Origin of the sequence: Haloferax volcanii DS2, from assembly GCF_000025685.1 — an archaeon.
GTDB lineage: Archaea > Halobacteriota > Halobacteria > Halobacteriales > Haloferacaceae > Haloferax > Haloferax volcanii.
The window spans coordinates 2,571,013-2,597,719 of the sequence record NC_013967.1 but is presented as its reverse complement, the minus strand read 5'-3'; the positions used below and the strand labels follow the sequence as shown (position 1 = coordinate 2,597,719).

Below are 26,707 nucleotides of genomic sequence, written 5' to 3'. Positions count from 1 at the left end.
GTTAAAAGTCGCCACACGGTGTTTCCACGTATGGCTGGAACTATCGAAGTACTCGTTCCCGGCGGGAAGGCGAACCCCGGTCCGCCGCTCGGCCCGGAACTCGGCCCGACCCCCGTCGACGTGCAGGACGTCGTCAACGACATCAACGACCAGACGGCTGCCTTCGACGGCATGGAAGTCCCCGTCACCGTCGAGTACGACGACGACGGCTCGTTCAGCATCGAAGTCGGCGTCCCGCCGACGGCGGCGCTCATCAAGGACGAAGTCGGATTCGACACCGGCAGCGGCGAACCCCAGGAGAACTTCGTCGCCGACATGTCCATCGAACAGCTGAAGAAGGTCGCAGAGCAGAAGTCCTCTGACCTGCTCTCGTACGACCTCAAGAACGCCTCGAAGGAAGTCGCTGGGACGTGTGCGTCCCTCGGCGTCACCATCGAGGGCGAAGACGCCCGCACGTTCAAACAGCGCATCGACGGCGGCGACTTCGACGACTACTTCGACGACGAGTAATCGTCTCGGAACCGTCTCGGCGGTTCGAACCGCCCTTTCCGTCGGGCCGAGTCGACTCGGCCCGCTTTCTTCTCTCCACCGACCCGATTCGACCCGGAGCGGCCCGACCGTCGACGACCTCACATCGCTCGCGTGCTCGCCAGCCCGCATGTGTGGCTGTGGCACGCGAAACCCCCGAATTCGAGGGTTTCGGCTCCCGTAGTTCGACGGACTTAAGTTGAGCCTACTCGTCCTGCCGGACGAGGCAGGCAGTAGCCTGTTTCACTGACCCGTAGGAGCAATCCTGCGTACTACGGAGGTGAATAATGGCAGACACAATAGTTGACGCAGTCTCTCGCGCTCTCGACGAGGCACCCGGGCGGAACTTCCGCGAAACGGTTGACCTCGCCGTGAACTTGCGAGACTTAGATCTTAACGACCCGTCGAAGCGTGTCGACGAGAGCATCGTGCTCCCGTCTGGCACCGGCCAGGACACCCAGATTGTGGTGTTCGCGACCGGTGAAACCGCGCTCCGCGCAGAGGATGCCGCCGACGAAGTTCTCGGGCCCGATGAGCTCGAAGACTTCGGCGACGACACCGATGCGGCGAAAGACCTTGCCGACGAGACCGACTTCTTCGTTGCCGAGGCTGGACTGATGCAGGACATCGGTCGCTACCTCGGTACCGTGCTCGGTCCCCGTGGTAAGATGCCGACCCCGCTTCAGCCCGACGACGACGTCGTCGAGACGGTGAACCGGATGAAGAACACGGTGCAGCTCCGCTCGCGTGACCGTCGGACGTTCCACACGCGCGTCGGCGCAGACGACATGACGCCCGACGAAATCGCGGAGAACATCGACGTCATCGTCCGTCGTCTCGAAGCGACGCTCGAAAAGGGCCCGCTCAACATCGATTCCGTCTACGTGAAGACGACGATGGGGCCGTCCGTGGAGGTGCCCGCATGAGCGAATCCGAGGTTCGGCAGACCGAGGTCATCCCGCAGTGGAAGCGTGAAGAGGTCGACGAGCTCGTCGACTTCATCGAATCCTACGAATCCGTCGGCGTCGTCGGCGTCGCAGGCATTCCGAGCCGCCAGCTTCAGTCCATGCGCCGCGAGCTTCACGGCTCGGCCGCCGTGCGCATGAGCCGGAACACGCTCGTGAACCGCGCGCTCGACGAAGTCAACGACGGCTTCGAGGAGCTCAAGGAGTACATCGCCGGGCAGGTCGCCCTCATCGGCACGAACGACAACCCGTTCGCCCTGTTCAAGGAGCTCGAGGCGTCGAAGACGCCCGCGCCCATCAACGCCGGTGAAGTCGCCCCGAACGACATCGTCATCCCCGAGGGTGACACCGGTGTCGACCCGGGTCCGTTCGTCGGCGAACTCCAGCAGGTCGGGGCGTCCGCCCGCATCATGGACGGCTCGATCATGGTGACGGAAGACTCCAACGTCCTCTCCGAGGGCGAGGAAGTCTCCGAGGAACTCGCGAACGTCCTGGCGGAACTCGGCATCGAGCCCAAGGAGGTCGGTCTCGACCTCCGCGGCGTCTTCTCCGAAGGCGTCCTGTTCGAGCCCGACGAACTCGCCATCGACGTGGACGAGTACCGCGCCGACATCCAGTCGGCCGTCTCCGCCGCGACGAACCTCTCTGTCAACGCGGTCTACCCGACCGCCCAGACCGCGCCGACGCTCATCGCCAAGGCGACGAGCGAGGCCAAGGCCGTCGGTCTGTTCGCCAACATCGAGAGCCCGGACTTCATGCCCGAGCTCATCTCGAAGGCGGACGCCCAGCTTCGGGCGCTCGCGGCGAACATCGACGACGAAGAGGCGCTTCCCGAGGAACTCCGCGGCGTGTCCGCGGCTGACACGGGTGCCGCCGAGGAAGAAGAATCGACTGACGAAGAAGCAGCGGACGCCGACCAGGCAGACGCCGCCGAAGACGACGACGCCGCCGACGACGACGGCGACGACGAAGACGCTGGCGACGCCCTCGGCTCCCTGTTCTAACAACACACAAGGTACACAACAATGGAATACGTCTACGCTGCGCTCATCCTGAACGAGTCGGACGAAGAGGTCAACGAAGAGAACATCACCGCGGTCCTCGAGGCCGCCGGTGTCGATGTCGAAGAATCCCGTGTCAAGGCGCTCGTCGCCGCGCTCGAGGACGTCGACATCGAAGAGGCCATCGAGACGGCCGCCGCTGCCCCCGCGCCCGCTGCGGGCGGTTCCGCCGGTGGCGAGGTCGAGGCCGCTGACGACGACGACGAGGAAGACGCCGAAGAAGAGGCCGCTGACGAAGGCGGCGACGACGACGGCGACGACGACGAAGAAGCCGACGGCGAGGGCCTCGGCGCGCTCTTCGGCTAAACTCTCGCGAGACCCCGCCGCACCCGCGGCGACGCTCGCTTCGAAACTCCGATTTCTTTCGATGGAACCCGCAAGCGGCGGCTCCGTCCGTCTCCCGACTCGGATACTGACCGCGCCGGCAGCGCCAGCATCGCCGTCGGCGTCGGTGGCGACGAGGGCGCGCTGCGGCGCGTAGTTTCATACCCGAAGCCGCGGCCACTCCGCCTCGATGCTCCTCATCGGCGGCGCGGCCGTCACCCACCTCGGCCGAGTGGCGACGCTCGCGTCGTCCGCCGCGGTCGACCCGACGACCGCGGCCCTCCTCGGCGTGGTCGCCGGCGTCTGCCTCGGAACCTGCTCGGGGCTGGTCCCCGGTCTCCACGCCAACGCCTTTGCCCTGCTTCTCGCCGGAGTCGCCTCGGAGTTCCCCGGCCCGCCGGTCGCAGTCGCGGCGGCCGTCCTCGCCGCGTCGACCGTCCACACGTTCCTCGACGTGGTGCCGGCGTTGACGCTCGGCGTGCCCGACGCCGCGCTCGCGCCGGGCGCGTTGCCGGCGCACGAACTCGTCCTCGGCGGGCGCGGGCGGGAGGCGCTTCGGCTGTCGGCGCTCGGCAGCGGTGCGGCGCTCTGTCTGGCGGTGCCGGTCGCGGTGCCGCTCACGGAGGTGCTGGTCGAGGGCTACCCCGTCGTCCGCGACCACCTGTGGCTGGTTCTGGTCGGCGTCGCCGCCGCGCTCGTCTGGACCGAACCGAGCCGGCGGGCGAAGCTGGCGGCCTGCGTGACCATCGCCGCCTCGACGGGACTCGGACTCGCAGTCCTCGACCGGCCGTTCGGGGGGCCGCTCCCCGTCGGCGGCGTGTTGGCCCCGCTTTTGGCCGGGCTGTTCGGCGTCCCGGTCCTCTTGGCGGCGCGGCGGGGCTCCGGCGTGCCGCCGCAGGGCGACGCCGCGCTCGCAACGTCGCCGGGGTCGGTCGCGCGGAGCGTCGCCGCTGGGACCGGCGGCGGGGCGTTCGTCGGTTATCTGCCCGGCGTCTCCGCGGGGGTCGCCGGCACGCTCGCGTTGGCCGTTCTCCCCGGCCGCGACCCCGACGAATCGACGCGGGCCTACGTCACCGCGACCAGCGCCGCCACGACGGCGACGACGGTGTTCGCGCTGTTCGCGCTCGCCGGCCTGGGAACGCCCAGAACGGGCGCACTCGTCGCGCTCACCGAAGCGGAACTCCCGACGGGACTCGGTCTCGCAGTGCCGGTGACGGTGGTCTCGGGGCTCTGCGGGGCGGGGTTGGTGCCGGTCGTCGGTGACCGGGCGCTCGCGGTCGTCGGACGGCTCGACCAGCGCCGACTCGTCGCCGCCGTCTGCGCCCTGCTCGTCGCGCTCTCGTGGGCGTTCGCGGGGGGCGGCGGCGTCGCCGTCCTCGTCGTCGCCGCGGTCGTCGGGCACCTCCCCGTCCGGTTCGGCTGTCGGCGCGTCCACCTGATGTGCGTCCTCATGGGACCGTTGGCGCTCGGGTGAGCCGTGTCCACGCGGGCCACGGATTTCCCCCGCAGGAACCCGGAAAGACAACGGTTAAAAGTCGCGCGCCGGTTTATGAGCGTATGAGCGAGTCCGAACAGCGACACGCGCACCAGTGTGTGTCCTGTGGCATCAACATCGCCGGCATGAGCGCGGCGACGTTCAAGTGCCCCGACTGCGGCCAGGAGATTTCGCGTTGTTCCAAGTGCCGCAAGCAGAGCAACCTCTACGAGTGTCCCGACTGCGGCTTCATGGGTCCATAATCATGGGAAAAGTAGCTGCTAAAATCAAGGTCATGCCGAACAGCCCCGAACTCGACCTCGACAGCCTCGAGGACGCGCTCGAAGACTCTCTGCCCGAGGGTGCGAAAATCAAGGGCTTCGAACGCGACGACGTCGCGTTCGGACTCGTCGCCCTCCTGCCAACCGTCATCGTCCCCGACGACGCCGGCGGCACCGAGGCCGTCGAGGAAGCGTTCATCGAAGTCGAAGGCGTCGAGAGCGTCTCCGTCGAGAACGTCGGCCGTATCTGAACGGACGACCGACCTTTTTCGCAGGCAAGTCCCGGAGCGACCGCGTCGCCCGTCGTCAGCGGCGCTCCATGAAGTAGACGCCGAGGACGACGCCGAACGTGAGCCCGAGCATCACGCCGATGGGTAGCGAGTTGCCGATGACGCCCGCGACGCCGCCGAGGAGGAACCCGAGAGACAGTCCGATACCGAACTGCTCGGCGCTGTGGCTCGACCCCTCGTGGTCGTCGGAATCGACCGTCACGCTGTCGGTCGGTTCGGCGTAGCTCTGTCGCTGTGCGGACTCCGCGCTCAGGGAGACTGACTCCTGGGACATACTTCACTATTCATCGTGCTATTCAATAACCCTTACTCGCGTTCCCAATCTGCGGCAACGACTGGTCGACCACTGGTGCGTGAGGGTGCGCGAGGGCGGGCGCGTGCGGACGAGTCGCGGGGTCCGAGCCTCAGAACGCCGCGTCGAACGCCCGCTGGAGGTCGGCCTTCATGTCGTCGATGTGCTCGATGCCGACCGAGACGCGGATGAGGCCGTCGGTGAGGCCCGCTTCGAGGCGCTCCTCGCGGGGGATGGCCGCGTGGGTCATCGCCGCGGGCTGTTCGATGAGGCTCTCGACGCCGCCGAGGCTCTCGGCGAGCGTGAACACCCCGGTCTCCTCGACGACGGTCGAGGCCTGTTCGAGCGGGCCGTCGAGTTCGAACGAGAGCATCCCGCCGAAGTCGTCCATCTGCTCGGCCGCGAGGTCGTGTTGCGGGTGGGAGTCCAGTCCGGGGTAGAACACCTCGGAGACCGCCTCGTGGTCGTCGAGCCACGCGGCGAGGTCGCGGGCGTTGTCGCAGTGGCGGTCCATCCGAACCGGGAGCGTCTTCGTCCCGCGGAGGACGAGGAAGCAGTCGAACGGCGAGGGCGTCGCGCCGACGGAGTTCTGGTAGAAGCCGAGTTTCTCGTCGAGTTCCTCGTCGTCGGTGACGAGCGCGCCGCCGACGACGTCGGAGTGGCCGCCGAGGTACTTCGTCAGCGAGTGCGAGACGATGTCCGCGCCGTGGTCGAGCGGGCGCTGGAGGTACGGCGTGGCGAAGGTGTTGTCGACGGCGCAGAGCGCGTCGACCTCGTGGGCGATGTCGGCGAGCGCGCCGATGTCGTTGACGCGCATGAGGGGATTCGTCGGCGTCTCGACCCACACGAGTTCGGTCTCCTCGCTGACGGCGTCGCGGACGGCGTCGTGGTCGGTGGTGTCGACGAAGTCGAATTCGAGGTCGTACTTCTCGTACACCTGCGTGAAGATGCGGTGGGTGCCGCCGTAGACGTCGTTGCCGGCGACGACGTGGTCGCCCGCTTCGAGGAGGTTGAGCGCGGTGTTTATCGAGCCCATCCCCGAGGCGAAGGCGCGGCCGTACGAGCCGTGTTCGAGCGCCGCGAGGTTCGATTCCAGGTCGGTTCGCGTCGGGTTCCCGGTGCGGGAGTACTCGTAGCCGCGGTGGTCGCCCGGCCCGTCTTGGGCGTACGTCGAGTTCGCGTAGATGGGCGTCATGAGCGCCCCCGTCTCCTCGTCGGGCTCCTGTCCCGCGTGGATGGCGCGCGTCTCGATGCGCCGCTCGTCTTCGGACATACGAGAAGCGCCGCGCCGACTCGGGTTAAGTCCGTCCCTCCCGCGCGACCACGCGGGAGACACACACGCGCGGTTCGTAACGTGCAATTTATAATGGCGACGCAAGTATTCGTTCTCACGACTATGCCGAGCTCCAACGGTCCGATGAAGGGGACGCGAGGAAAGCTCTCGAACAAGCCGCGCGAGCGCGGCACTTCGCCGCCGCAGCGCGCCATCGCGGAATTCGAGGAGGGCCAGAAGGTCCACCTCAACCTCGACCCGAGCGTTCGCGAGGGTCGCTTCCACCCGCGCTTCAACGGTCTCACCGGTGAAGTCACCGGGAAGCAGGGCCGCGCGTTCAAGGTTCAGATCAACGACGGCGGCAAAGAGAAGACGGTCATCGTCCGTCCCGCTCACCTGCGCGCCCAGCAGTAAGCGATGACCATCTTCAAAGAAAAGCTCGACGAGGAGTATCTGACGACCTCCGAGGTCAAGGAACTGCTCGCCGAGGTTGAGGCGGAACGCGCCGCCGACGAAGAGCGCGAGATGCGCTACGAACTGGCCCGTGCGATAGAACACGTCAACCGGTTCGCCCACCTCGACCCCGAGGAATCTCGCGAACTCGTCGAGGAGCTCGCCGAACTCGAGAAGGTCGACGGTCCGACCGCCATCAAAATCGCGGACCTCCTCCCGCAGTCGCGCGACGAACTCCGCGCGGTGTTCGCCCAGCAGCGCTACGCGCTCTCGGGCGACGAACTCGACGAAATCCTCAACGTCGTCGCGAAGTACGTCTGACCGCGTGACAGCGCGGCCAACTATTTAAATATCGGCTCACCGTAACTACTGGTATGACACGTACGGAGAGCGGTGACGCCGACGCCACGACCGAGTACGTCGTCGTACTCGACGTACTCCGCCACGGGCGTCAGGGAGACGACCGACGGCGCTTCGACGCGGCACCCATCGCGTACGCGCTCGGAGAGTCCGACTTCCGTCTCCTCGAGCTGACCCTCGTCGAAGACGCCGACGTGAGCATCGGCGACCGACTGGTCGTCTCCCCGGTCGCCGACAGCGAGCTGATTCAGTCCGTCGAAGAGCTCTCGTACGGCGACCTCTCGAACACGGCGACGGCCGAAGTCGACTACGTCGTCGAGGACATCGTCGAGGCCGACGAACGGCGGTTCGTCGACTTCTACAACGACGCACAGCCCATCACGCTGCGGCTCCACCAGCTCAACTTGCTGCCCGGCATCGGCAAGAAGCTCCGCGACAAGATTCTCGAATCGCGGAAGCGACAGGGACCGTTCGAGTCGTTCGAGGACCTCGAAGCACGCGTCTCGGGGCTCCACCGCCCGAAGGAGGTCATCGTCGAGCGCATCCTCGACGAACTCCGCGACAACGACGTGAAGTACAAGACGTTCGTCGGACGCGACGGACAGTAGCGGAACGGGACTTTTACCCGCTCCCGCACGATACCTCTCCCAATGACGAGCGACGGCAGCGAACAGGTCCGCGAGGTCGCCGCGCGCGACCCGGACGCCCTCATCCGGCGGGCGGGCGCTCGCGGGAACCCGGACCACGACCAGCACTTCCTCGTCGACGACCGCGTCGTCGACCGCATCCCGACGTATCTCCCCGAGGAGGCGGACCGCTCGCACGTCCTCGAAATCGGCGGCGGGCCGGGCGTCCTCACGGACCGACTGCTCGGCGTGGCCGACCGCGTGACCGTCGTCGAACAGGACCGGACGTTCGCCGCGCACCTGCGCCGCGAGTTCGCTGACGAGGTCGAATCGGACCGGCTCACCGTCGTCGAGGGCGACGCGCTCGACGTCGACCTCCCCGAGTTCACCGCGTGCGTCTCGAACCTCCCGTACGGCATCTCCTCGGAGATTTCGTTCCGCCTGCTCCCCCGAGGCAAGCCGCTCGTGTTGATGTTCCAAAAGGAGTTCGGCGAGCGGATGGCCGCCGAGGCGGGCACCTCGGAGTACGGCCGCCTCTCGGTGAGCACCCAACACTACGGCGAAGTCGAACTCTGCGAGCACGTCCCCCGCGAGGCGTTCGACCCCAAGCCCGCGGTCCAGAGCGTCGTCGTCCGCATCACGCCGCGCGAGCCGGAGTACGAGGTCGACGACGAGGCGTTCTTCCTCGACTTCGTGAAGGCGCTGTTTACCCAGCGGCGAAAGACCATCAGAAACGGCATCCGCAACACGGCGCACATCTCCGGACTGTCGGACCCCGAAGCGGTCGTCGAGGCCGCCGACGAGGACGTGCTCCGAAAACGCGCCGGCAACATGGCACCCGCCGAGTTCGCCGAACTCGCGCAACTCGCCGCGTCGGTCGGCCGCTAATCCATGACGCTCCCCGCACTCGCCGCGGTGCTCTTCCGCCTCGCCTCGACGGCAACCCCCCTCCAGAGCGGTACGGTTCTCGACATCGCGTCGCTGTTCCCGACGTTCGAACTCCGCGTCGCCGCGAGCGTCCTCGTGACCGTCGCGGTCGTCGCCGCCTGGCGGCTCGGCGCTCGGCTCCACGACAAGGAACTCGAGGCCGTCTCGATGCCGGTGTGGCATCTCTCGGTGACCGTGCTTCGACTCGTCGTCGTCGCCGGCGGCGGGGGGTTCGTCTTCGCGCTCTGGTCGCTGTCTGGCGACATCGGCACGATTTCGGCGCAGTACGACCTCGGCAGAGAGACGTTCGTCCGCATCGCGCTGTCGGCGGCGTTCGTCGTCGGCGCGTACGTCCTCACGAGCGTCCTCGGCCGGTTCATCGGTGAAATCGCGAGCACGCGCCCGGAGATTTCGGACCACCAGCGCGAAATCATCTACCGCATCGCGCAGGTGACGACCTACCTCACCACGCTCGCGGTCATCCTCGGTATCTGGCGGGCCGACCTCGGCGGCTTCCTCGTCGGCGCTGGCTTCCTCGGCATCGTGGTCGGGATGGCCGCGAGACAGACCCTCGGGTCGCTCATCGCGGGCTTCGTCATCATGTTCTCCCGACCGTTCGAAATCGGTGACTGGGTCGAAGTCGGCGACCACGAGGGAATCGTCACCGAAATCACGGTCGTGAACACGCGTATCCAGACGTTCGACGGCGAGTTCGTGATGATTCCGAACGACGTGGTGAGTTCGGAGAGCCTCGTCAACCGGAGCCGAAAGGGGCGGCTCCGCCTCGACATCGAGGTCGGCGTCGACTACGACGCCGACATCGACCGCGCCGCAGAGGTGGCGCAGGCGGCCGTCGAAGACCTCGACGAGGTGCTGTCGGTACCGAAGCCGCAGGTCGTCGCAAAGCGGTTCGGGGACTCGGCGGTCGTCCTCGGGGTGCGCCCGTGGATAGACCGCCCGAGCGCTCGGCGGTGGTGGCGCGCGCGCACCGCGACCATCTCGGCCGTCAGCGAGGCGTTCGACGAGGAGGGAATCGCGATCCCGTTCCCGCAGCGCGCGCTGTCCGAGCGCGACCCTTCGGGTCCGATTTCGCTCACGGATCAGCGACCCGAGGCGAGCCCCGAGGCCGACGGCGGCGTCGAGGGAGGCGACGAATGACCGACCTCGCCGAGCGCCGCGGGATGAACACCTCGGTCTACCAGCCGGCGGAGGACTCGGGCCTGCTCGCGCAGGCCGCGGTCGGACGCGTCTCGGGGCGCGTCCTCGAAGTCGGGACCGGCTCGGGCTGGGTCGCAGAACAACTCGCGACGAAAACCGACGCCGACGTGGTCGCGAGCGACCTCAACCCCCACGCTTGCCGGCAGGCGGCCGAGCGCGCCGCCGCCCTCCGAGCCGACGGCCACCGCGGGTTCGAGGTCGTCCGCGGGAGCCTCGTCGAGCCGTTCCGCGACGACGCCTTCGATGCGGTGGCGTTCAACCCGCCGTACCTCCCCGAGGACCTCGAAGCCGCGCGCGACGACTGGATGGAGGTCGCGCTCACCGGCGGCGAAGACGGCCGCGAAATCATCGACCCCTTCCTCGACACCGTCGGGCGCGTGCTCAAACCCGGCGGCACCGTGTTCCTCCTCGTGAGTAGCTTCACCGGCTACGACGAGGTGCTCGCCCGCGCCGAGGCGAACGGCTTCGGCCACGAGGTCGTCGTTCAGGAGTCGTACCCCTACGAGACGCTCACGGTGCTCGCGTTGGAATAACTAATGCGCATATGTTGATACAGGAAATATTATACACCGTCATTTCTTAGCGAGAGGTGATGACTGAACTCGTCTCGACGACACCGGGACTGTATCCCCTCCCGGATTGGGCGAAACAGGAGCTTTCGGACCTCAAGGGCCACCAGAAACACGACCTCATCTCCGGTAACGAGGGCGGCGACATCGTGGGCGCGTACGACCGCGCCCGCGAGGAGGTCGTCTCCGAACAGACCGACGCCGGCCTCGACCGCGTCGTCGAGGGGCAACTCCGCTGGGACGACATGCTCGCGCACCCGCTGACGGTCCACGAGAACGTCGAGACCGGCGGCATCGTCCGCTACTACGACAACAACAACTTCTACCGCGACCCGCAGGTCAGCGGCGAACTCACCTTCTCCGGCGACGTCGCGGCCGAACTCGACGCCACCGCCGACCTCCTCGGCGGCGACGAGTCGCTGCAGGCGGTCCTCCCCGGCCCGTACTCGCTTTCGGACCTCGCGACCGACGAGCACTACGGCGACGAGGCGGAGTTCCTCGACGCCGTGAGCGAGTTCCTCGCGGGCGAGGTCGACGCCTTCCCCGACCACGAGACGCTGTTCCTCCTCGAACCCTCGCTCGTGTTCTCGCCGCCGGGCGAGGACGTCGACGAGCGCGTTCCCGGGGCCATCTCGGCCGTCTCCGACGCGACCGACGCCGACGTGGTCGTCCACACCTACTGGGGTGCGCTCGACGAGAAGGTCTACGCGCACCTCATGGACGCCGACGTGGACGCCATCGGCTTCGACTTCGTCGCCGGCGACCGCGACCAGACGCTCTACAACGTCAACGAGTACGGCACGAAAGACGACATCGCCCTGGGCCTCGTCGACGGCCAGAACACGCTGGTCGAAGACCCCGAGACGATCCGCGAGCGCGTCGAGTGGACCCTCGACAACGTCCAGAGCCAGACGTTCGACACCGCCTACGTGACCTCCAACACCGAACTGTTCTACCTGCCGGAGAACCGCGCGACGGAGAAACTCGCCGCCCTCGCGGCCGCCACCGAGGACGAACTGGAGGTGGAAGCATGAGCCGCGACGCCGAGAACCGCGAGCAGTTCCGCCCCGAAGCTCACGACACCGAGCACTTCCTGCTCACCACCGTCGTCGGCTCCTACCCCAAGCCCAAGTGGCTCAACCGCGCCAACGACCTCGCGGAGGACCCCGACTCCAAGTTCACCCAAGAGCACCTCCACGAGGCTCACGACGACGCCTGTCGCGTCATCACCAACGAACACGAGCGCTCCGGCCTCGACACCGTCGTCGACGGCGAGATGCGCCGCGAGGAGATGGTCGAGTACTTCGCCCACCGCATCCCCGGCTACGAGTTCAACGGCCCGGTGAAGGTGTGGGGCCACAACTACTTCGACAAGCCCTCCGTCGTCGGCGAGGTCGAGTACGACGAGCCGTGGCTGGTCGACGAGTTCGAGTTCACGAGCGACGTGGCCTCCAAGCCCGTCAAGGTGCCCATCACGGGCCCGTACACGCTGGCGAGCTGGTCGTTCAACGAGCACTACGACTCCGAGGCGGACCTCGCGTACGCGCTGGCCGACCTCGTCAACGAGGAAATCGAACAGCTCGTCGAGGCGGGCGCGACCTACATCCAAATCGACGAGCCCGCGCTGGCGACGACGCCGGACGACCACGCCATCGTCGGCGAGTGTCTCGAACGCATCGTCGCGGGCGTCCCCGACGAGGTCCGCATCGGCCTCCACGTCTGTTACGGCGACTACTCCCGCATCTACCCCGAACTCAACGACTACCCCATCGACGAGTTCGACGTGGAGCTCTGCAACGGCGGCTACGAGCAGATTGACGTGTTCACCGACCCCGAGTTCGAGCCGGACCTCGCGCTCGGCGTCGTGGACGTTCACACCGCCGAAGTCGAGACCGTCGAGGAGATTAAGGAGAACATCAAGCAGGGCCTGAAGGTCGTCCCGCCGGAGAAGCTCACCGTCTCCCCCGACTGCGGCGTGAAGCTCCTCCCCCGCGAGGTCGCCTACCAGAAGATGGAGAACATGGTCAAGGCCGCCCGCGAGGTCGAAGCCGAACTCGACGCCGGCGAAATCGACCTCGACGCGCCCGTCCCGCAGGCCGACTGAGCGACCGCCGCCGCGTTCGCGTTCGTTCTTTTTCGTCCGTCACGACCCGCGACCCCAGAGCCGCGGGCCTTCACCGCGTTCGGTCGCGCCCCAGCGGACGGCGAACACCGCCGCGAGCGCGAGGGCCACGGGTTCCATCTCGACCGTGTGACACGCGGTTCGCCGGGAGGCGAGAAAACCGTTGTTCGCCGCGCGGTGGACGGTCAGGCCGCGGTGAGGGTCGGCCTCGTCCGGCCTCGCGTGGCTGGTGGTAGTATCCCGCACACCCCGTCGCAGACGACGCGATGTCCGACGGCTGGAGCGCGGACGAGAGGGGAGACGTGGCCGTCGCTCCTCTCGGAAGAAAGCGTGAGAACCGCGAGACGAGACTTACTCGTAGAGCCAGGTCTCGTCGACGCGCTCGTAGTCGACGAGTTCGTCCTCGTCGAAGAAGAGCGCGATTTCGCGCTCGTTCGCGCCCTCGTCCTCGTGGTCGGAGCCGTGGATGACGTTCCGGCCGAGGTCGAGACCGTAGTCGCCGCGGATGGTGCCGGGGGCGGACTCTGCGGGGTCCGTCTCGCCCATCATGCGGCGGACCTGTCGCGTCGCGTCCTGCCCTTCCCAGACCATCGCGAAGACGGGACCGGACGTGATGAAGTCGACGAGACCCTCGAAGAAGGGCTTGCCCTCGTGCTCGCCGTAGTGGTCGTGGGCGAGTTCCTCGTCGATTTGCATGAACTTGCCGGCGACCATCTTGAGACCGCGGTCCTCGAAGCGGGAGACGATGTCTCCGATGAGGCCGCGCTGGACGCCGTCGGGCTTGACCATCACGAAGGTGCGCTCTGCGTCGGACATCTAGTTGTCCTCCGCCTTGCCGCTCGCGCGGCGGCCGGCCTCCGTCCACTCGAGGTCGCGGGCCTCGCGGCCGAGGAAGTAGTTCTTCTCGGCCTTCGAGTCCTTGAAGTGGAGGACGGTGCCGTCGGTCTTGACGTACATCGTGCCCGTGCCGGGCTCGATTTCCTCACCGCTGTAGTCGCACGTGCGCTTTTCGACCATTGTTACTGCCCTCCGATGGAGTCGGCGTCACGCTGAGTCTCGCGGAGCTGGAGGATGTCGCCCTCGCGGACGGGACCCAGCACGTTTCGCGTGATGATACGGCCCTGGTTGGAGCCTTCGCGGATGCGGCACTTGACCTGCATGGCCTCGCCGTGCATCCCAGTCTTTCCAACGACTTCGATGACTTCGGCAGGCGTCGAGTCGCTGGCTTGTTCGTCCGCGCTCATGGTCGGTTATCGAAGGTCCTCGACCTTAGTCGCGATGTCCTCGACATCGTCGGACGCGTCGCCGGCGTCGACGATGGCGGCCGCGGCACTGCCGACTTCGAGGCCGGCGGCGTGGCCGATGTCGTCCTGCGTCTCGACGAAGATGAACGGAATGCCCTTCTCGTCGGCGAGTTCGGGCAGGTGCATGACGATCTCCTCGGGGGAGACGTCTTCCGCGATGAGGACGAGCTGGGCGTTGCCCCGCTCGATGGACTTGGTCGTTTCGTTGGTTCCTTTCTTCACGATACCAGTATCTCGGGCGACCTCGAGCGCCTCGACGGCGCTGTCAGCGAGGTCGGCCGGTACGTCGAAGTCTACGTAGACAGCCATTGTTGTTCACCTATATCCTGCTCGCGGGCTCGACTCCCTCGCCGGTATCACACCGGTCGGTCGGTCGCGACCGGTCAACGATATCCCTACGGCGAGGAGGTTCATCAACCCCGGACAGGCTGTAAACATCCTTTGCTCCGGCCCCCATAAAAGCGCTTTCAAAATCGTAGCGCCGTGCGACGCGTCCGCACGACCCGCGAATCGCCCGATTTCTCGTCGACGGGACTGTCGAAATATCCGTGTCGGTTGGTCACTCGACCCATCATGTGCTGGGCGTGACGCCCGACTGGAACCGCCGCTTCACCGACCGACGGACGAGGTCGCTCGCAGCCGACCGAAGGAGGTGAATAGCCGCGCCGACGTATCCATCCCATGACCGAACTCGGCGACGACCCCGATGTCGAGGCGCTCGCCGCCGCCCGCCGCGAGGAGGCGCTGGCGACGAACCAGCGACGCCTCCTCGTCCTCGCCGGCGACCGCGACGCCGGCATCGACGCCGCCTTCGACGCGGTCCGCGGGGCCGACGTGCCCGACGACGAGGTGACGTTCGTCACCGCCCGCGAGGGGTTTCGCTTCCACCGCGTCGAGCCGAAGCGCGCCTCGTCGCTCCTCGGGACGACCCGGACGCTCGTCGTCCTCGACGCCCACGAGGAGTTCTCGGCGAACGCGCTCGGCCGCGTCGCCGGCGCGGTCGACGGCGGCGGCCTGCTCGTTTTGCTCACCCCCTCGCTCGACGACTGGCCGACTCGTCGCGACTCGTTCGACGAGCGACTGGCCGTCCCGCCCTTTTCCGTCGCGGACGTGACCGGTCGCTTCCGCGGCCGACTCGTCTCGACGCTCCGGGACCACCCCGGCGTCGCGCTCGTCGACCTCGATTCGGGGACCGTCGAACGCGACGGCGCGTACCGACAGGGAATCAGCTTCGACGCCGCCCCGCCGCGGGTGCCGACGGAGAAAGACCGCCGATCCCCGCGGCGCGCCTACGAGGACTGCCTCACCGCCGACCAGTCCGAGGCGCTCGCCGCGCTCGAAGCCCTGACGGAACCGGGGACCGCCGTCGTCGTTGAGGCCGACCGCGGCCGCGGGAAGTCGAGCGCGGCGGGCCTCGCCGCGGGGAGCCTCGCCGCCGAGGGCAAAGACGTGGTCGTGACCGCGCCCGGCGAGCGAAACGCCGCCGAGGTGTTCGCCCGCGCCGAGCGACTTCTTTCCGAACTCGGCGCGCTCCGCGGCGGCGGCGCGGGCGACTTCGACATCGCGGCCGACCGCGGCGGGCGGGTCCGTTACGTCCCGCCGACAGAGGCCGGCGACGCGGCGGCCGACGCCGACGCGCTCGTCGTGGACGAGGCCGCGGCCCTCCCCGTCGGGCTCCTCGAATCGTTCCTCGCCGCGCCCGCGGTCGCCTTCTGTACGACCGTCCGCGGCTACGAGGGCGCGGGCCGCGGCTTCACCGTCCGCTTCCGCGACCGTCTCGACGACGCGGACCGCGAGGTGACCGACGCGCGCCTCGACGACCCGATTCGCTACGCCGCCGGCGACCCCGTCGAGTCGTGGACGTTCCGCGCGCTCCTCCTCGACGCCCGCCCGCCGGTCGACCAACTCGTCGCGGACGCGACGCCTGAGACCGTCTCCTACCGGGCGCTTTCGCCCGACGACCTACTGGCTGACGAACACCTGCTCCGCGAGGCGTTCGGCCTGCTCGTCCTCGCGCACTACCGGACCGAACCGGACGACCTCGCCCGCCTCCTCGACGCCCCGAACCTGACGCTCCGGGCGCTCACCCACGAGGGCCGGGTCGTCTCGGTCGCGCTCCTCGCCCGCGAGGGCGGCCTCGACCCCGACACCCGCCGGCAGATGTACGACGGCGGCCGCATCCGCGGGAACATGCTCCCCGACGTGTTCACGAGCCAACTCCGCGACGAGGGCGCGGGCGTCCCCGTCGGCTACCGCGTGATGCGCATCGCCACCCACCACGCGGTCCGGTCGTCCGGCCTCGGCTCCCGGCTCCTCACGGAGCTACGCGACGAGTTCGCGGACGACGCGGACTACCTCGGCGTCGGCTTCGGCGCGACCCCCGAGCTCCTCTCGTTTTGGCGCGACAACGGCTACGGCACGGTCCACCTCTCGACCACCAGAAACGACACCAGCGGCGAGTACTCGGCGCTCATGACGCGCCCGCTGTCGTCCGCCGGCCGCGACCTCCGCGACCGCCACGCGAACTGGTTCCTCGGCCGCGTCGGCGACGTGCTCGGAGACGCCCTCTCGGACCTCGACGCCGACGTGGCGCGGGCCGCCCTCGCCGCCGTCGATAGCTTCCTCTCGCCCGACCTCTCCGAGTACGAGTGGCGCGTCGTCGTCGGCGCGTCGTACGGCCCGGGGCTCTACACGACCGCGCCCGGCGCGTTCCGCCGTCTCGGACTCGCGCACCTCACGAACCCCGAACGCGCGTCGCTCACCCCCCGAGAGGAGCGACTGGTGGTCCGCAAGGTCCTCCAGACGCATCCGTGGGACGCCGTCGCGGACGAACTCGACTTCCACTCGACCGCGGGCGCGATGCGCGCGCTCGGCGACGCCTACGAACCGCTCGTGGACGAGTACGGCACCGACGCGGCCCGCGAGGAACGCGAGCGATTCCGGTGAGACCCGCCCGGGGAGCGGCCGCGTCTCAGTCGCTCGCCCGCCGACACACCGATGGTCGTCGGAGCCGACGCTCTCCGTATGGCCGAGTGCAGCGAACCCGACTGCGAGAACGTCGCGGCGGTCAGGCTCCACGTGCCGTGGGACGCCGACAGGAACGTCTGTACGGCTCACGCGAGAGCGCTCGTTCAGCAGGACGGCGTCGTCGCTGAACCCCTCGACGGGGCCGAAGACGACTGGTCGTAAGCCGGTCGGGTGGTCGCGCGACCGGTCGTGGGCGGGACCCGCGAAGCCGACGCGTCGCTGGCGAGCGCGACGACGCGCAGAAAATCAGGGTCGGAGACGGAGCGAATCCGCGCTCACCGGAGCGAGACGGCCATCATCACTTCGTCGACGTAGTCGCCGTCTATCTTGTAGTGGCCGTCGCGGACGGCTTCGGTCTCCCAGCCGTGGCCTTCGAGGAACGCGATTGCCTCCTCGTTGGTCGCCGGGACGCTGTTGTAGAGCTTCTCGAAGCCGCGCTCGCGCGCCCAGTCGACGCCGCGGTCGAGGAGTTTGCTCCCGATGCCGTGGCCGCGGAACTCCGGGCGCGTACCGACGGTCAGGACGGCGGTGTGGCTCAGTTTCTCCGCCTCGGGCAGGTCGAGGTGGACCCAGCCGGCGAGTTCGTCGCCGACCGTGGCGACGAACACCATCCGGGAACTGACCTCGTTGTGTCGGAGGACGACTTCCTCGTGGTCCAGCAGGTCCGCGACCGTCTCGGCCTCGATGTACCGGCCCTCGTCAGCGACCTCGTGAATGGCGTCGACGAGGCTCTCTAAGTCGACGTTCTGGGCCATCCGAATCGTCACGTCGAGGTCACCGAGTTCGACCGTCTCCGCCTCGCCGGGCGCGTAGGCCACCTCGACGTGGTTGCCCACCTTTCGGATGTAGCCGTCGCGTCGCAGGACGGTCAGGTGCGCCCCCAGCGCCGCCGGCTCGAAGTTGAGCGCCCGCCGTACCTCGTCCTCGCGGACGGTCCCGTGACGCTCGATGTACTCGTAGATGTCTTTGCGGTCTTTGTGTCCGAAGTTGAGACTGTCGGTTACTTCCATGGTACACAATCACACTCGTGATTTATAATTGTTGTTCGTGCCGGACCCGACGACAGTCGGCCCCGCCAACGGGTAGGGTGGGGGAGCTGTGGGGCCCCTCAGCGCCGCTCGGGGACGCAGGTCAGCAGTTGGGCGGTGTCGACAACGTCGTGGGTCCGGAGCAGGACTTCGGCGGCCTCGCGGACCGTGAAGTCCGCGTCGAGGTCGACGCCGTAGCATCGCGCGTACATGGTCAGCCAGTCGTTCATCGCCCGGTGGAGCAGTTCGAACTCCTCGCCGGTAAACGAGACCTGCCGGTCGCCCGTCCGCGCGCTGACGTAGAGCGACACCGCCGGGCCGACGCCGTCGCGGGCACATTCGAGCGCGCGCCGGTCCGCGGCCGACGACGGCGGCGGCTCGAACGACTCCCGGGCCTCTCGGGCCTCGGCGGCGAGGACTCTGGCGCGCTCCCCGAACCGAACGTCTTCGGGGTGGCGCTCCGCGGCCCCGCGGCCGTCAGCGACGGGGCGGGACTCCGATTGGGTCACGTCGCGACTCATGGGCTCACCTCGGTCATCCCCACTTGAACTCGACGCCCTTGTCGCCGCGCGGGTGGCTCCAGTCGGTGTCGGCGACGACGGCGCAGGTGCCGCACTCGACGCAGGGTTGGGTGTCGAGGCTGACGACGCGCTCCTCGGAGCCGTTGGTGCGGACGACCTCCTCGCGGTAACAGCCGCCGCCGAAATCGACCGCCGAGACCGGACAGGCCGCCACCGCGGCCCCGCTCGCCTCGTAGGACTCGTCGCGAAGCGTGATGTGCGGGTTGCCGATGTCGGTGTCGTAGGTCAGCCCGCCGATGCGGGCTTCGAGGTCCGGCGGCGTCACCGAACTCGCCTCGCGGACCCGCGTCCCCAACTCCTCGGCGATGACCGCCGGGAGCGTGACGTAGGGCGTCCGCGTGTCCGGCATCAAAGCCGACAGCGTCGGGACGTTGTAGAGGCGTTCGAGCCGCCCCGAAAGCGCCCGAATGCCGGCGCGTCCGACCGCCGAGGTGAGCACGGTGTCGACCACGTCGGTCACGCCGTCGTCCTCGGCGACGCCGCGGAGCAGTTCGTAGCCGCGGGGCCGGAGCTTCTTCATCACGCCCTCGCTCCGGAGTTTGCGGGCGTAACGGATCCCCGCTTTCTCCGGTTCGTTGCGCGACTTGGCCTGCGCGTACGACTCGGCCGCGAGCGCCCCGGCGGTGACGGCGTGGTTCATGCCCTTGATGATGGGCCCCTGCGCCTGCATCTGGCCGGCGGCGTCGCCGACGAGGAGCAGTCGGCCGAAGTGCGGTTCGCGTAAGGCGACCTTCTTCGAGTCGGGCACGAGCTTCGCGCTGTACTCCAGTTCGGTGTAGTCGTCACCGAGCCACTGCGCGAGCAACGGATGGGTCAAGAGCCCGTCCAGTAGCTCGTGCGGTTCGGCCCGTTCCGCGACGAGGCTGTCGAGGTGGAACACCGTCCCGAGCGACAGCGTGTCGCGGTTCGTGTAGAGGAAGCCGCCGCCGCGGACGCCCTCGAACAGGTCGCCCGAGAACAGGTGCGCCGCGCCCTCGTCTTCGGCCACGTCGAACCGGTCGGCGATGGCGGCTTCCGGCATGTCGACGACGGCCTTGACGCCTTGGAACCACTCGTCTGGCTCGTCCCAGTCCATCAGGCCCGCGTCGCGGGCGAGTTCGGAGTTCACCCCGTCGGCCGCGACGATGATGTCGGCGGTTATCGGGTCGAGTTCGTCCAGCGTGACGCCGACGATGCGGCCCTCCTCGCGGAGCAGGCCGTTGACGTGGACGCCCGTCAGGAGGCCGCCGCCGGTCTCGCGGGTCCGCTCGTGGACGCGGGCTTCGAGCCACGAGTCCATCTTCCGCCGGAGGACCGAGTCGGACCACTCGGTGTCGTGTTCGTGGAGGTCCGTGAGGTCGAACGACTCCACTTTGTCGCCGGCGATGTTGTGGATGCGGTACTTCGTGATGGGCCGCTCGGCGGCCGCCTCGCGGAACCCCGGAAAGAGGTCGTCGATGGTGTAGGGCGCGGACTCCTCGGCGTAGATGAGCCCGCCCGAGACGTTCTTCGACCCGGCCTCGACGCCGCGTTCGAGGACGAGCGTCTCGATGCCGTAGTTGGCGAACGTCGCGGCCGCCGCCGCGCCGCCCGGTCCGGCCCCGACGACGAGCGCCTCGTAGTGTTCGTAGTCGCTCATCGCGACTCACCCCGGTCGTCCGCGGCCGCGCCAGCGCTAGCGCCACCGTCGGAGGTTCCGGCCGGCGGCGTCGATGCCGCGCGCCCCCCGTCGCTGGCGACCGCCGCCTCGAACCGGCCCTCCTTGAGCGCCGTCGTCAGCCTCGGCATCACCTCGAACAGGTCGCCCTCGATGAAGTAGTCCGAGAAGTCGCGGATGCGGGCGTCGGGGTCGGTGTTGACGGCGACGATGGTGTCCGACTCGTCCATGCCGACCTTGTGCTGGACCGCGCCGGAGATACCCGCCGCGATGTAGAGTTTCGGCGCGACGACCTGCCCCGTCTCGCCTATCTGTCTGTCCTCGTGGGTGTACTGCTCGACGTGGCCGTCGAAGTTGAACGACCCCGTGACGATGCCGCGGGTGACGCCCACCTCGGCGTCCTCGAACTGGTCGACGAGGTCCAAGGCGAGTTCGATGCCCTTCGTCGGGTCGTCACCCATGCCGCGGCCGACCGCGACGATGACCTCGTGGCCGGTCAGGTCGATACCCTCGTCCAGTCGGTCGTAGGCGGTGACGGTGACGCGGAACCAGTCGTCGTCGAGCGGGGCGTCGTGTTCGACGACGAGGCCCTCGCGCTCGGCGTCGGGTTCGGGCAGGTCGAAGCTCCCCGGGATGACCGACGCGCCCTGCGGGTGGAACTCCCGCGCCGGGTTGTCGATACAGAGGATGGTCGAGTACTCGAAGCCGGAGAAGTCCGGGCGCTTCATGTGCAGGACGCGCTGGAACTCCCTTTTCTCGCCGGCGACGCCGGTCTTGACCGGGTTCGAGATGACCTCCTCGGTGATGTAGAGCCCCGAGCAGTCGCTGGCGAGGCCGGAGTCGAGTTCGGCCTGCACGAGCGCCGAGAGGTCCCGGCCGTTGTTCGTCGCCGGGAACAGCACGTACCGCGGCTTGTCGTAGTCGCGCCACGGTTCGTCGCGGCCGTCCGTGACCTCGAAGTTCTGGTGGGTGGCTCCCGCGCGGGCCATGTCGCAGAATATCTCGGTGTACGGCTTGTGCTGGAAGCGTTCGAGTCTGGCGTCCTCGCGGACGACGACCACGTCCGCGCCGTAGGCGATGACGTCCTCGACGTGCTTCGACACGTCGGCGCCGATGAGCACCGCGACGACCCGCTCGTCGGTCGTGTAGTCGTCGTTGTAGGTGTCCATCAGTTCGCGGGCCTTCCCGAGCATCTCCTTGGACACGTCTACGAGTTCGCCCGCCTGCGTCTCGCAGTAGACCCACATGTCGCGGTAGGTTCCCCCGTGGAGCGACCGGACGTGACGCTTGTCGCGGGTCGGGTGATCGAGGTCCGGGTGGCGCTCCTCGGGTGTCCGGTCGTCCACCTCGACTTCCGTGTCCTCCTCGTCGCTTCCCTTCACGGAGTCGATGCGGTTTCTGATGAGTCGCTTCACCGGGTCGCGGTTCTCGCCCGCCTCCTCGCGTTCGAGGAGCGATTCGAGCTCCGAGACCTCCTCGACGCTCTGGAGGGCATTTCCGACCTCCGCGGTGCTCATCGACGCGAGGTCCAACCCGTCGGCGTCGGCCGGCTCCTCGTCCTCGGAGAACTTCTCGATGCGGCTCTCGATGAGCGCAACGGCCGGCGCGCGATTCTGCCCGCGGTGTTCGGCCTGCAGAATCTCCTCTAACTCGCCGAGGTCGTCGATGTCCTTGATGGCCGGGCCGAGCTCCGAAACCTCGTAGTCGCCGGGGTCGAAGTCGGTCACGCTCAGTCACCCCCCGCGGCCGCGGCGTCCCCGTCGCCGTCGCCCACCGCCGACTGCATCGCGGTCAGCACGTCCTGCATGGCTCCCGCGTCGTCGGGGTCGACCATCGTGGCCTCCCGCTCCGCCGGGGCCTTCGGAATCGGGTCGACCGACGAGACGATGGTCGGCGAGCCGTCGAGGCCGATATAGTCCGGGTCGACGTTGATGTCGGCGTGGTCCCGAACCGTCAGGTGCTCCTCGTAGTTCTCGGCGCGCGCTCGAGTCTCCTCGCGCAGGTCCTTCAGCGTCAGGCGTTCGCCCGCCGTCCGATACGACGGCTCGAACTCGGGGTCCGCGACGACGAACGCCGGAAGCTCCGTCTCGACGGTCTCTATCTCCTCGATATCGCCTTCGACCAGTCGCTTGGCGCGCAGGGTCCCCGCCTCCTCGTCGATGTCGAGGGAGACGACGTGCGTGACGAGCGGCATGCCGAGACACCAGTTCGTCTGCGGCCCGGTGTGGCCCGTCTCCCCGTCCGCGGTCTTGAACCCGGCGAACACCACGTCCGGTTCGCCGAGCGTCTCGATGCCCCCGCTGAGCGTGATGGCCGTCGCCCACGTGTCGGCGGCCGCCATCTCGCGGTCCGAGACGAGGTGCAGGTCGTCGGCGTACACCGTCTCCATCGCCTCCTGTAACACCTCCTTGTACCCCGGCGGCCCCATGCTCATCACGCTCACTCGCCCGCCGTGTCGAACCCGCGTCTGGAGCGCCGCCTCCAGCGCGAAGCGGTCGTTCGGATTCATCACTGTGGGCGTCTTCCCCCGTTCGAGATGCCCGTCCTCGTCGAACGATACCTGGCCCTCCCGGAAGTCGGGCACGCCTTTGGTAAGTACCACCATGTGCATTGAGAACACTCTCCAGTTAGTGCTAGCTCATATTCATAATAATCTTTTGTGCTAGGTGATTGGAACGTCTGCGCCGCTCAGCGGCGTCGTTCTCGGCGGGGCTACCCGCAAAAAATCGGGGTTTCTTCCCTCAGATGCGTCCCGCTCGCCCGGGGTCGACGTCGATGGCGTCGACCGGGCAGACGTCGACACAGAGCATGCAGTCGATACACTGGTCTTCGTGGGTCGGTTCGGCCTTGATGTCGGACTCCGGGTGCCCCGGCGTATCGACCCACGTGAACACGTCCACGGGGCAGTCCTCCAGACACGCCCCGTCGGCGAGACAGATGTCGAAGTCCACCGCGACGTGCGTGCCGTGGATGCCGTGTTTCTCCGGCGGGTCGACCGGTCCCCAGACGGCCACGCCGTTTTCCTCGCCGACTTTCTCCCTGTTTGCCTCGAACTGCGGGTCGATAGCCATGACTCTTAGTGACATATTCCGGTAGAGGCAATAAACTATCCCCCGAACGGGCGGAAATCAGGCGACGCGACGCGCGAATCAGTTCCACGACCCGCGCCGCGGCGGAGACGAGGCCACGCAGCGCCCACTCGGTGGGGTGAATAGCCCCCGGCCCGAACCACCCCGGTATGGACGTGTTCCTCTGGGTCGCGCTCGCCCTCTTGGTCCTCGGCGTCGTCGGGAGCGTACTCCCGCTGCTTCCCGGTGCGCTCCTGTCCGTAGTCGGCGTGGTCGTCTACTGGGTGTCGACCGGCTTCTCGGAGCCCGGTCCCATCGCGTTCGTCGGGCTCACTCTCGTCGGCCTCGTCGCGCTCGTCACCGACTACGCCGGCGGGATGGTCGCCGCGCGGTTCGGCGGCGCGTCGACCCGAACCTCGATTGTCGCCGGCGTCGTCGGCTTCCTGCTCATGTTCCTCATCGGCCCGCTCGGCATCTTCGTCGGCGTCGCTGGCACCGTCTTCGCCCTCGAATACGTCGACCATCAGGACGCGGAAGAGAGCGGTCGGCGCGCCCTCGTCGCCACCGTCGGCGTCCTCGCCACCGCGGCGGTGCAGGCGCTGTTGACGTTCTCGATGCTCGTCGGGTTCGTCCTGACCGTGGTGCTCTGAGCGCAGGCCGGTTTTCGGGTTCCCACCGACTCACCGCTCGTCTCGCCGCCGAATCAGCCCCGTCTCCGCGTCGGCGACGACCCGCGCGGGCGCGCCGTCGGCGTCCACCCGAAGCGGCATGACGTACAGGTCGAACGTCCGGTCGGTCGGGAGCGCGTCCAACCCGCAAAGGTTCTCGACGACGAGGAGCCCCGCCCCGAGAATCGCGTGGTGGGCGGGCACGCCGTCGCCGCCGGTCGGGTCCGGGCTGAGCGCGTCGATACCGACCGAGAGCCCGCGGTCCGCGCAGGCGCGCGCCGTCTCGGGCTCGAGTGCCGGGTGGTCGGCCATGCGTTCGGTCCCCCACTCGTCTTCCCAGCCGGTTCGGAACACGAGAAAATCCACGCGCGGTTCGAGGCGTTCGGGAATCGCGTCCGGGCCGATTCGACCGCGGGGTCCCGCGTCTCGACAGTCGATTGCGCGAGCGGTGAACCGGAGGTCGTCGGCCGGGAAGTCGTCGAGCGTCGCGCCGTCCGGCTCGGTGTGCGCGGGGGCATCGACGTGCGTGCCCGCGTGGGTTCCGAGTTCGAGCCGCGAGACGCGATAGCCGTCGGTCTCGAAGTCGGCGTGCGACTCGACTGCGACCGGCGGGTCGCCGGGGTACGTCGGCATCCCTGTTTCGACGCGGCGGGTGAGGTCGAGGAGGGTCATACGGCTCCTTAGGCGGGGGTGGGTAAAACGAGTGTTCGTGTCGAAAGCGACTGTCCGTCGCTCGACCTACTTGTGCGCGAAGTAGACGACCGTCTCGTCGTCGCCGCGGTCGTCCACGCGGACGAAGCCGACGCGCTCGAACTGGACGAGTTCGTCCTCGGGCACGTCACCGAAATCGGGTTCAGCGACGCCCGTCACGTCGCCGTCCATGGTGCGCATGCGGACCGGGACGCCGTCGGTCGGTGCCCAGTGAATCACGTCGACGCCGCCCTCGCGGACCACGTCGAGGTCGTCGCCGGTGGCGACGAGCGAGTCGCCCTCGCGGCGGACCGCGCCGAAGCCCTTCAGCCAGACGCGCTCGCCCTCGGCGGGCACGTCGCCCGATTCGAGGAGGACGCTGTCGCCGACGGGGATGTCGCGGGTGCCGCGCTCCTCGAAACTCGGGTGGAGCGGCGGGTGGGCGCTGTCGGGGCCGCCCTCGACGGCGAACGCCTCACACGGGCCAGACATAGTCTGGCTGTCCGCCGAGGTTCCCTCGGCGACGTCGCGAACGAGGAAGTAGCGGTCCGTGTCGTCGTCGACGAGGTCGCGGTTGTTCGCGTAGACGGTCGACATCGAGAGGTCGACGTTCGAGGTGGAAGTGCCGAGGCCGACCATCGCGTCCACGATGGCCTGCCCGCGGATGCCGCGGCGGCGGAGGCTCTTGATGGTGGGCACGCGCGGGTCGTCCCAGCCCTCGACCTCGCCCGCGTCGATGCGTTCCTTGATGCTCGACGTGGACATCTTCACGTCGTAGGCGTCGACCTGTACGTGACCCCAGTGGACGACCTCGGGGTAGTCCCAGCCGAAGTAGTCGTAGACGAACTGCTGGCGCTTCGCGGAGTCTTGGAGGTCGATGCCGCGGATGATGTGGGTGACGCCCGTGAGGTGGTCGTCGACGCCGGACTGGAAGTCGAGCATCGGCCACGCGCGGTAGTCGGCCGCCTCCTCGCGGGGGTGCGGCGTGTCTATCATGCGGAAGGCGACCCAGTCGCGCAGCGCGGGGTTCTTGTGCTCGATGTCGGTCTTGACGCGGAGAACCATCTCGCCCGAACTGTACTCGCCTGCGACCATGTCCTCGAACTCCTCGCGGGTCGTCTCGGGGTCCTTGTCGCGGTGCGGACAGGGCTTCCCGTCGTTCTTCAGATTCGAGAACTCCTCGCCCGAACACGAGCAGGTGTACGCGCCGCCCATCTCGATGAGTTCGCGGGCGTAGTCGTAGTACGTCTCCACCCGGTCGGAGGCGCGAATCACGTCGTCGGGCTCGAACCCGAGGTAGTCGATGTCGTCGAGGATGGCGTCGTACGCCGTCAGGTCCGGTCGCTTCGTCTCCGGGTCGGTGTCGTCGAACCGAACGATAAACGAGCCGTCGTACATCTGCTTGTACGTCCCGATGACCGCGGGCATGCGGGCGTGGCCGAGGTGCCACGGGCCGTTGGGGTTCGGCGCGGCGCGCATGCGGACCTCGTCGTACGCCTCGACGTTCGGAAGGTCGGGGAGCAGCGAGTCGTCCGCCTCCTCCTCGGCTTCCATCTCGGCGAGTTCCTCGGGCGCGAGCTCTTCGAGTCGCTCGCGCTTTTCGCCCGCCGACAGTCGGTTGACCTCGGCGACGACGGGGCCGATGAGGCCCGGAATCTCGCCGCCGTGCTGGCGGAAGTCGGGGTTCTCGCCCATCAGCGGGCCCATAATCGCGCCCACGTCGGCGTCGCTGTCGTGTTTCACCGCGTTGAGAAGCGCGTGCTTCTCGGCCTCTCGCTCGATGCGCTCTCGAAGCTCGTCGTCCATTACCGTTCGCTTCCGCGGCGCGCCTAAAAACAGGCCCGGATTGCGGGGAAGGGTCCTCGCGCGGGCAGGGGTACGGTACGTGTTAGCATTTCAGGGTGAATATGAGTTGCGGCGGGGCTCGGTGGCGGACGGTCGA

General features: G+C 68.1%; 33 protein-coding genes. 18 read left to right on the top strand and 15 right to left on the bottom strand.

Annotated features, from left to right (window positions below):
- Positions 1 to 30 precede the first annotated feature (30 nt).
- The 7 genes from HVO_RS18030 (at position 31) to HVO_RS18000 (ending at position 4,884) form a co-directional block, all read left to right on the top strand.
- Positions 31 to 510 (top strand): 50S ribosomal protein L11, encoded by a 480-nt coding sequence (locus HVO_RS18030; protein WP_004043005.1) that lies wholly within the window; start codon positions 31 to 33, stop codon positions 508 to 510.
- Between the two features lie 305 nt (positions 511 to 815).
- Positions 816 to 1,454, top strand: coding sequence for a 50S ribosomal protein L1 (locus HVO_RS18025; RefSeq protein WP_004043003.1), 639 nt, complete (start codon positions 816 to 818; stop codon positions 1,452 to 1,454).
- Positions 1,451 to 2,497 carry a 50S ribosomal protein L10 gene (locus HVO_RS18020; protein WP_004043002.1) on the top strand — a complete coding sequence of 349 codons (1,047 nt, stop codon included), beginning with the start codon at positions 1,451 to 1,453 and terminating at the stop codon, positions 2,495 to 2,497. The genes HVO_RS18025 and HVO_RS18020 overlap by 4 nt, the downstream gene beginning before the upstream one ends.
- 21 nt (positions 2,498 to 2,518) lie before the next feature.
- Positions 2,519 to 2,860, top strand: a complete 342-nt coding sequence (gene rpl12p, locus HVO_RS18015) for a 50S ribosomal protein P1 (RefSeq protein ID WP_004043001.1) — start codon at positions 2,519 to 2,521, stop codon at positions 2,858 to 2,860.
- A 208-nt stretch (positions 2,861 to 3,068) separates the two neighbouring features.
- Positions 3,069 to 4,352, top strand: coding sequence for a tripartite tricarboxylate transporter permease (locus HVO_RS18010; protein WP_004042999.1), 1,284 nt, complete (start codon positions 3,069 to 3,071; stop codon positions 4,350 to 4,352).
- 83 nt (positions 4,353 to 4,435) lie between these two features.
- Complete coding sequence (locus tag HVO_RS18005; RefSeq protein WP_004042997.1) at positions 4,436 to 4,615, top strand: HVO_2753 family zinc finger protein; 180 nt, start codon at positions 4,436 to 4,438, stop codon at positions 4,613 to 4,615.
- A 2-nt stretch (positions 4,616 to 4,617) separates the two neighbouring features.
- Entirely contained in the window at positions 4,618 to 4,884 is a 267-nt protein-coding gene (locus HVO_RS18000) for an elongation factor 1-beta (protein ID WP_004042995.1), read from the top strand.
- A gap of 55 nt (positions 4,885 to 4,939) precedes the next feature.
- On the opposite strand, the gene HVO_RS17995 is transcribed toward HVO_RS18000, so the two are convergent.
- Positions 4,940 to 5,197 (bottom strand): hypothetical protein, encoded by a 258-nt coding sequence (locus HVO_RS17995; protein ID WP_004042994.1) that lies wholly within the window; start codon positions 5,195 to 5,197, stop codon positions 4,940 to 4,942.
- A 130-nt stretch (positions 5,198 to 5,327) separates the two neighbouring features.
- Positions 5,328 to 6,488 carry a cystathionine gamma-synthase gene (locus HVO_RS17990; RefSeq protein ID WP_004042992.1) on the bottom strand — a complete coding sequence of 387 codons (1,161 nt, stop codon included), beginning with the start codon at positions 6,486 to 6,488 and terminating at the stop codon, positions 5,328 to 5,330.
- A 123-nt stretch (positions 6,489 to 6,611) separates the two neighbouring features.
- On the opposite strand from HVO_RS17990, the gene HVO_RS17985 reads away from it, so the two are divergent.
- From HVO_RS17985 to HVO_RS17950, 8 genes are read left to right on the top strand one after another with little or no spacing between them, the layout of a single operon-like run.
- On the top strand, positions 6,612 to 6,902 hold the full coding sequence (locus HVO_RS17985; protein WP_004042991.1) for a 50S ribosomal protein L21e: 291 nt from the start codon (positions 6,612 to 6,614) through the stop codon (positions 6,900 to 6,902).
- 3 nt (positions 6,903 to 6,905) lie between these two features.
- Positions 6,906 to 7,262, top strand: coding sequence for an RNA polymerase Rpb4 family protein (locus HVO_RS17980; RefSeq protein WP_004042989.1), 357 nt, complete (start codon positions 6,906 to 6,908; stop codon positions 7,260 to 7,262).
- Positions 7,263 to 7,315: 53 nt separating this feature from the next.
- The gene (locus HVO_RS17975) at positions 7,316 to 7,909 is read left to right on the top strand and encodes a DUF655 domain-containing protein (RefSeq protein ID WP_004042985.1); all 594 of its coding nucleotides are present in this window, start codon (positions 7,316 to 7,318) and stop codon (positions 7,907 to 7,909) included.
- Positions 7,910 to 7,951: 42 nt separating this feature from the next.
- Positions 7,952 to 8,815: a 16S ribosomal RNA methyltransferase A gene (locus tag HVO_RS17970; RefSeq protein WP_004042983.1), complete on the top strand. Its 864-nt coding sequence runs from the start codon at positions 7,952 to 7,954 to the stop codon at positions 8,813 to 8,815.
- A gap of 3 nt (positions 8,816 to 8,818) precedes the next feature.
- A complete protein-coding gene (locus tag HVO_RS17965) occupies positions 8,819 to 10,012 on the top strand; it encodes a mechanosensitive ion channel family protein (protein ID WP_004042980.1) in 1,194 nt (397 codons plus the stop codon).
- Positions 10,009 to 10,605, top strand: a complete 597-nt coding sequence (locus HVO_RS17960) for a HemK2/MTQ2 family protein methyltransferase (RefSeq protein ID WP_004042978.1) — start codon at positions 10,009 to 10,011, stop codon at positions 10,603 to 10,605. The genes HVO_RS17965 and HVO_RS17960 overlap by 4 nt, the downstream gene beginning before the upstream one ends.
- A gap of 59 nt (positions 10,606 to 10,664) precedes the next feature.
- On the top strand, positions 10,665 to 11,675 hold the full coding sequence (locus HVO_RS17955) for a vitamin-B12 independent methionine synthase (protein WP_004042976.1): 1,011 nt from the start codon (positions 10,665 to 10,667) through the stop codon (positions 11,673 to 11,675).
- Entirely contained in the window at positions 11,672 to 12,745 is a 1,074-nt protein-coding gene (locus HVO_RS17950) for a methionine synthase (RefSeq protein ID WP_004042974.1), read from the top strand. Before HVO_RS17955 ends, HVO_RS17950 begins: the two co-directional genes overlap by 4 nt.
- Positions 12,746 to 12,784: 39 nt before the next feature.
- On the opposite strand, the gene HVO_RS17945 is transcribed toward HVO_RS17950, so the two are convergent.
- The 5 genes from HVO_RS17945 to rpl7ae all read right to left on the bottom strand — a co-directional run bounded on the left by HVO_RS17945 (position 12,785) and on the right by rpl7ae (position 14,376).
- Positions 12,785 to 13,009 (bottom strand): hypothetical protein, encoded by a 225-nt coding sequence (locus tag HVO_RS17945; protein ID WP_004042972.1) that lies wholly within the window; start codon positions 13,007 to 13,009, stop codon positions 12,785 to 12,787.
- A gap of 105 nt (positions 13,010 to 13,114) precedes the next feature.
- Entirely contained in the window at positions 13,115 to 13,579 is a 465-nt protein-coding gene (ndk, locus tag HVO_RS17940; protein ID WP_004042970.1) for a nucleoside-diphosphate kinase, read from the bottom strand.
- On the bottom strand, positions 13,580 to 13,780 hold the full coding sequence (locus tag HVO_RS17935) for a 50S ribosomal protein L24e (protein ID WP_004042968.1): 201 nt from the start codon (positions 13,778 to 13,780) through the stop codon (positions 13,580 to 13,582). It abuts the gene before it with no gap.
- Between the two features lie 2 nt (positions 13,781 to 13,782).
- The gene (locus HVO_RS17930; RefSeq protein WP_004042966.1) at positions 13,783 to 14,007 is read right to left on the bottom strand and encodes a 30S ribosomal protein S28e; all 225 of its coding nucleotides are present in this window, start codon (positions 14,005 to 14,007) and stop codon (positions 13,783 to 13,785) included.
- Positions 14,008 to 14,013: 6 nt separating this feature from the next.
- Positions 14,014 to 14,376 (bottom strand): 50S ribosomal protein L7Ae, encoded by a 363-nt coding sequence (gene rpl7ae / locus HVO_RS17925; RefSeq protein WP_004042964.1) that lies wholly within the window; start codon positions 14,374 to 14,376, stop codon positions 14,014 to 14,016.
- A gap of 372 nt (positions 14,377 to 14,748) precedes the next feature.
- Here rpl7ae and tmcA point away from each other — a divergent pair, with 372 nt between their 5' ends.
- Together tmcA and HVO_RS21110 are read left to right on the top strand one after the other, a co-directional pair.
- On the top strand, positions 14,749 to 17,013 hold the full coding sequence (gene tmcA, locus HVO_RS17920) for a tRNA(Met) cytidine acetyltransferase TmcA (RefSeq protein ID WP_004042960.1): 2,265 nt from the start codon (positions 14,749 to 14,751) through the stop codon (positions 17,011 to 17,013).
- A gap of 78 nt (positions 17,014 to 17,091) precedes the next feature.
- A complete protein-coding gene (locus HVO_RS21110) occupies positions 17,092 to 17,256 on the top strand; it encodes a hypothetical protein (RefSeq protein WP_169331103.1) in 165 nt (54 codons plus the stop codon).
- A gap of 113 nt (positions 17,257 to 17,369) precedes the next feature.
- Here HVO_RS21110 and HVO_RS17910 read toward each other — a convergent pair whose 3' ends face one another.
- The 6 genes from HVO_RS17910 to HVO_RS17885 form a co-directional block, all read right to left on the bottom strand.
- Entirely contained in the window at positions 17,370 to 18,104 is a 735-nt protein-coding gene (locus tag HVO_RS17910; protein ID WP_004042956.1) for a GNAT family N-acetyltransferase, read from the bottom strand.
- A gap of 98 nt (positions 18,105 to 18,202) precedes the next feature.
- Positions 18,203 to 18,643, bottom strand: coding sequence for a hypothetical protein (locus HVO_RS17905; protein WP_004042954.1), 441 nt, complete (start codon positions 18,641 to 18,643; stop codon positions 18,203 to 18,205).
- 13 nt (positions 18,644 to 18,656) lie between these two features.
- Entirely contained in the window at positions 18,657 to 20,321 is a 1,665-nt protein-coding gene (locus HVO_RS17900; protein ID WP_004042952.1) for an FAD-dependent monooxygenase, read from the bottom strand.
- On the bottom strand, positions 20,318 to 22,066 hold the full coding sequence (locus HVO_RS17895) for an electron transfer flavoprotein subunit alpha/FixB family protein (RefSeq protein WP_004042951.1): 1,749 nt from the start codon (positions 22,064 to 22,066) through the stop codon (positions 20,318 to 20,320). Before HVO_RS17895 ends, HVO_RS17900 begins: the two co-directional genes overlap by 4 nt.
- A 2-nt stretch (positions 22,067 to 22,068) precedes the next feature.
- On the bottom strand, positions 22,069 to 22,950 hold the full coding sequence (locus HVO_RS17890) for an electron transfer flavoprotein subunit beta/FixA family protein (protein WP_013035393.1): 882 nt from the start codon (positions 22,948 to 22,950) through the stop codon (positions 22,069 to 22,071).
- A gap of 130 nt (positions 22,951 to 23,080) precedes the next feature.
- The gene (locus tag HVO_RS17885) at positions 23,081 to 23,410 is read right to left on the bottom strand and encodes a 4Fe-4S dicluster domain-containing protein (RefSeq protein WP_004042948.1); all 330 of its coding nucleotides are present in this window, start codon (positions 23,408 to 23,410) and stop codon (positions 23,081 to 23,083) included.
- Positions 23,411 to 23,577: 167 nt separating this feature from the next.
- Here HVO_RS17885 and HVO_RS17880 point away from each other — a divergent pair, with 167 nt between their 5' ends.
- Positions 23,578 to 24,057: a DUF456 domain-containing protein gene (locus HVO_RS17880; RefSeq protein ID WP_004042946.1), complete on the top strand. Its 480-nt coding sequence runs from the start codon at positions 23,578 to 23,580 to the stop codon at positions 24,055 to 24,057.
- Positions 24,058 to 24,087: 30 nt separating this feature from the next.
- Here the strand turns inward: HVO_RS17880 and HVO_RS17875 are convergent, their stop codons facing one another.
- Together HVO_RS17875 and HVO_RS17870 are read right to left on the bottom strand one after the other, a co-directional pair.
- Complete coding sequence (locus HVO_RS17875) at positions 24,088 to 24,747, bottom strand: cyclase family protein (RefSeq protein WP_004042944.1); 660 nt, start codon at positions 24,745 to 24,747, stop codon at positions 24,088 to 24,090.
- 66 nt (positions 24,748 to 24,813) lie between these two features.
- Positions 24,814 to 26,571, bottom strand: a complete 1,758-nt coding sequence (locus HVO_RS17870; RefSeq protein ID WP_004042943.1) for a glutamate--tRNA ligase — start codon at positions 26,569 to 26,571, stop codon at positions 24,814 to 24,816.
- Between the last annotated feature and the right edge of the window lie 136 nt (positions 26,572 to 26,707).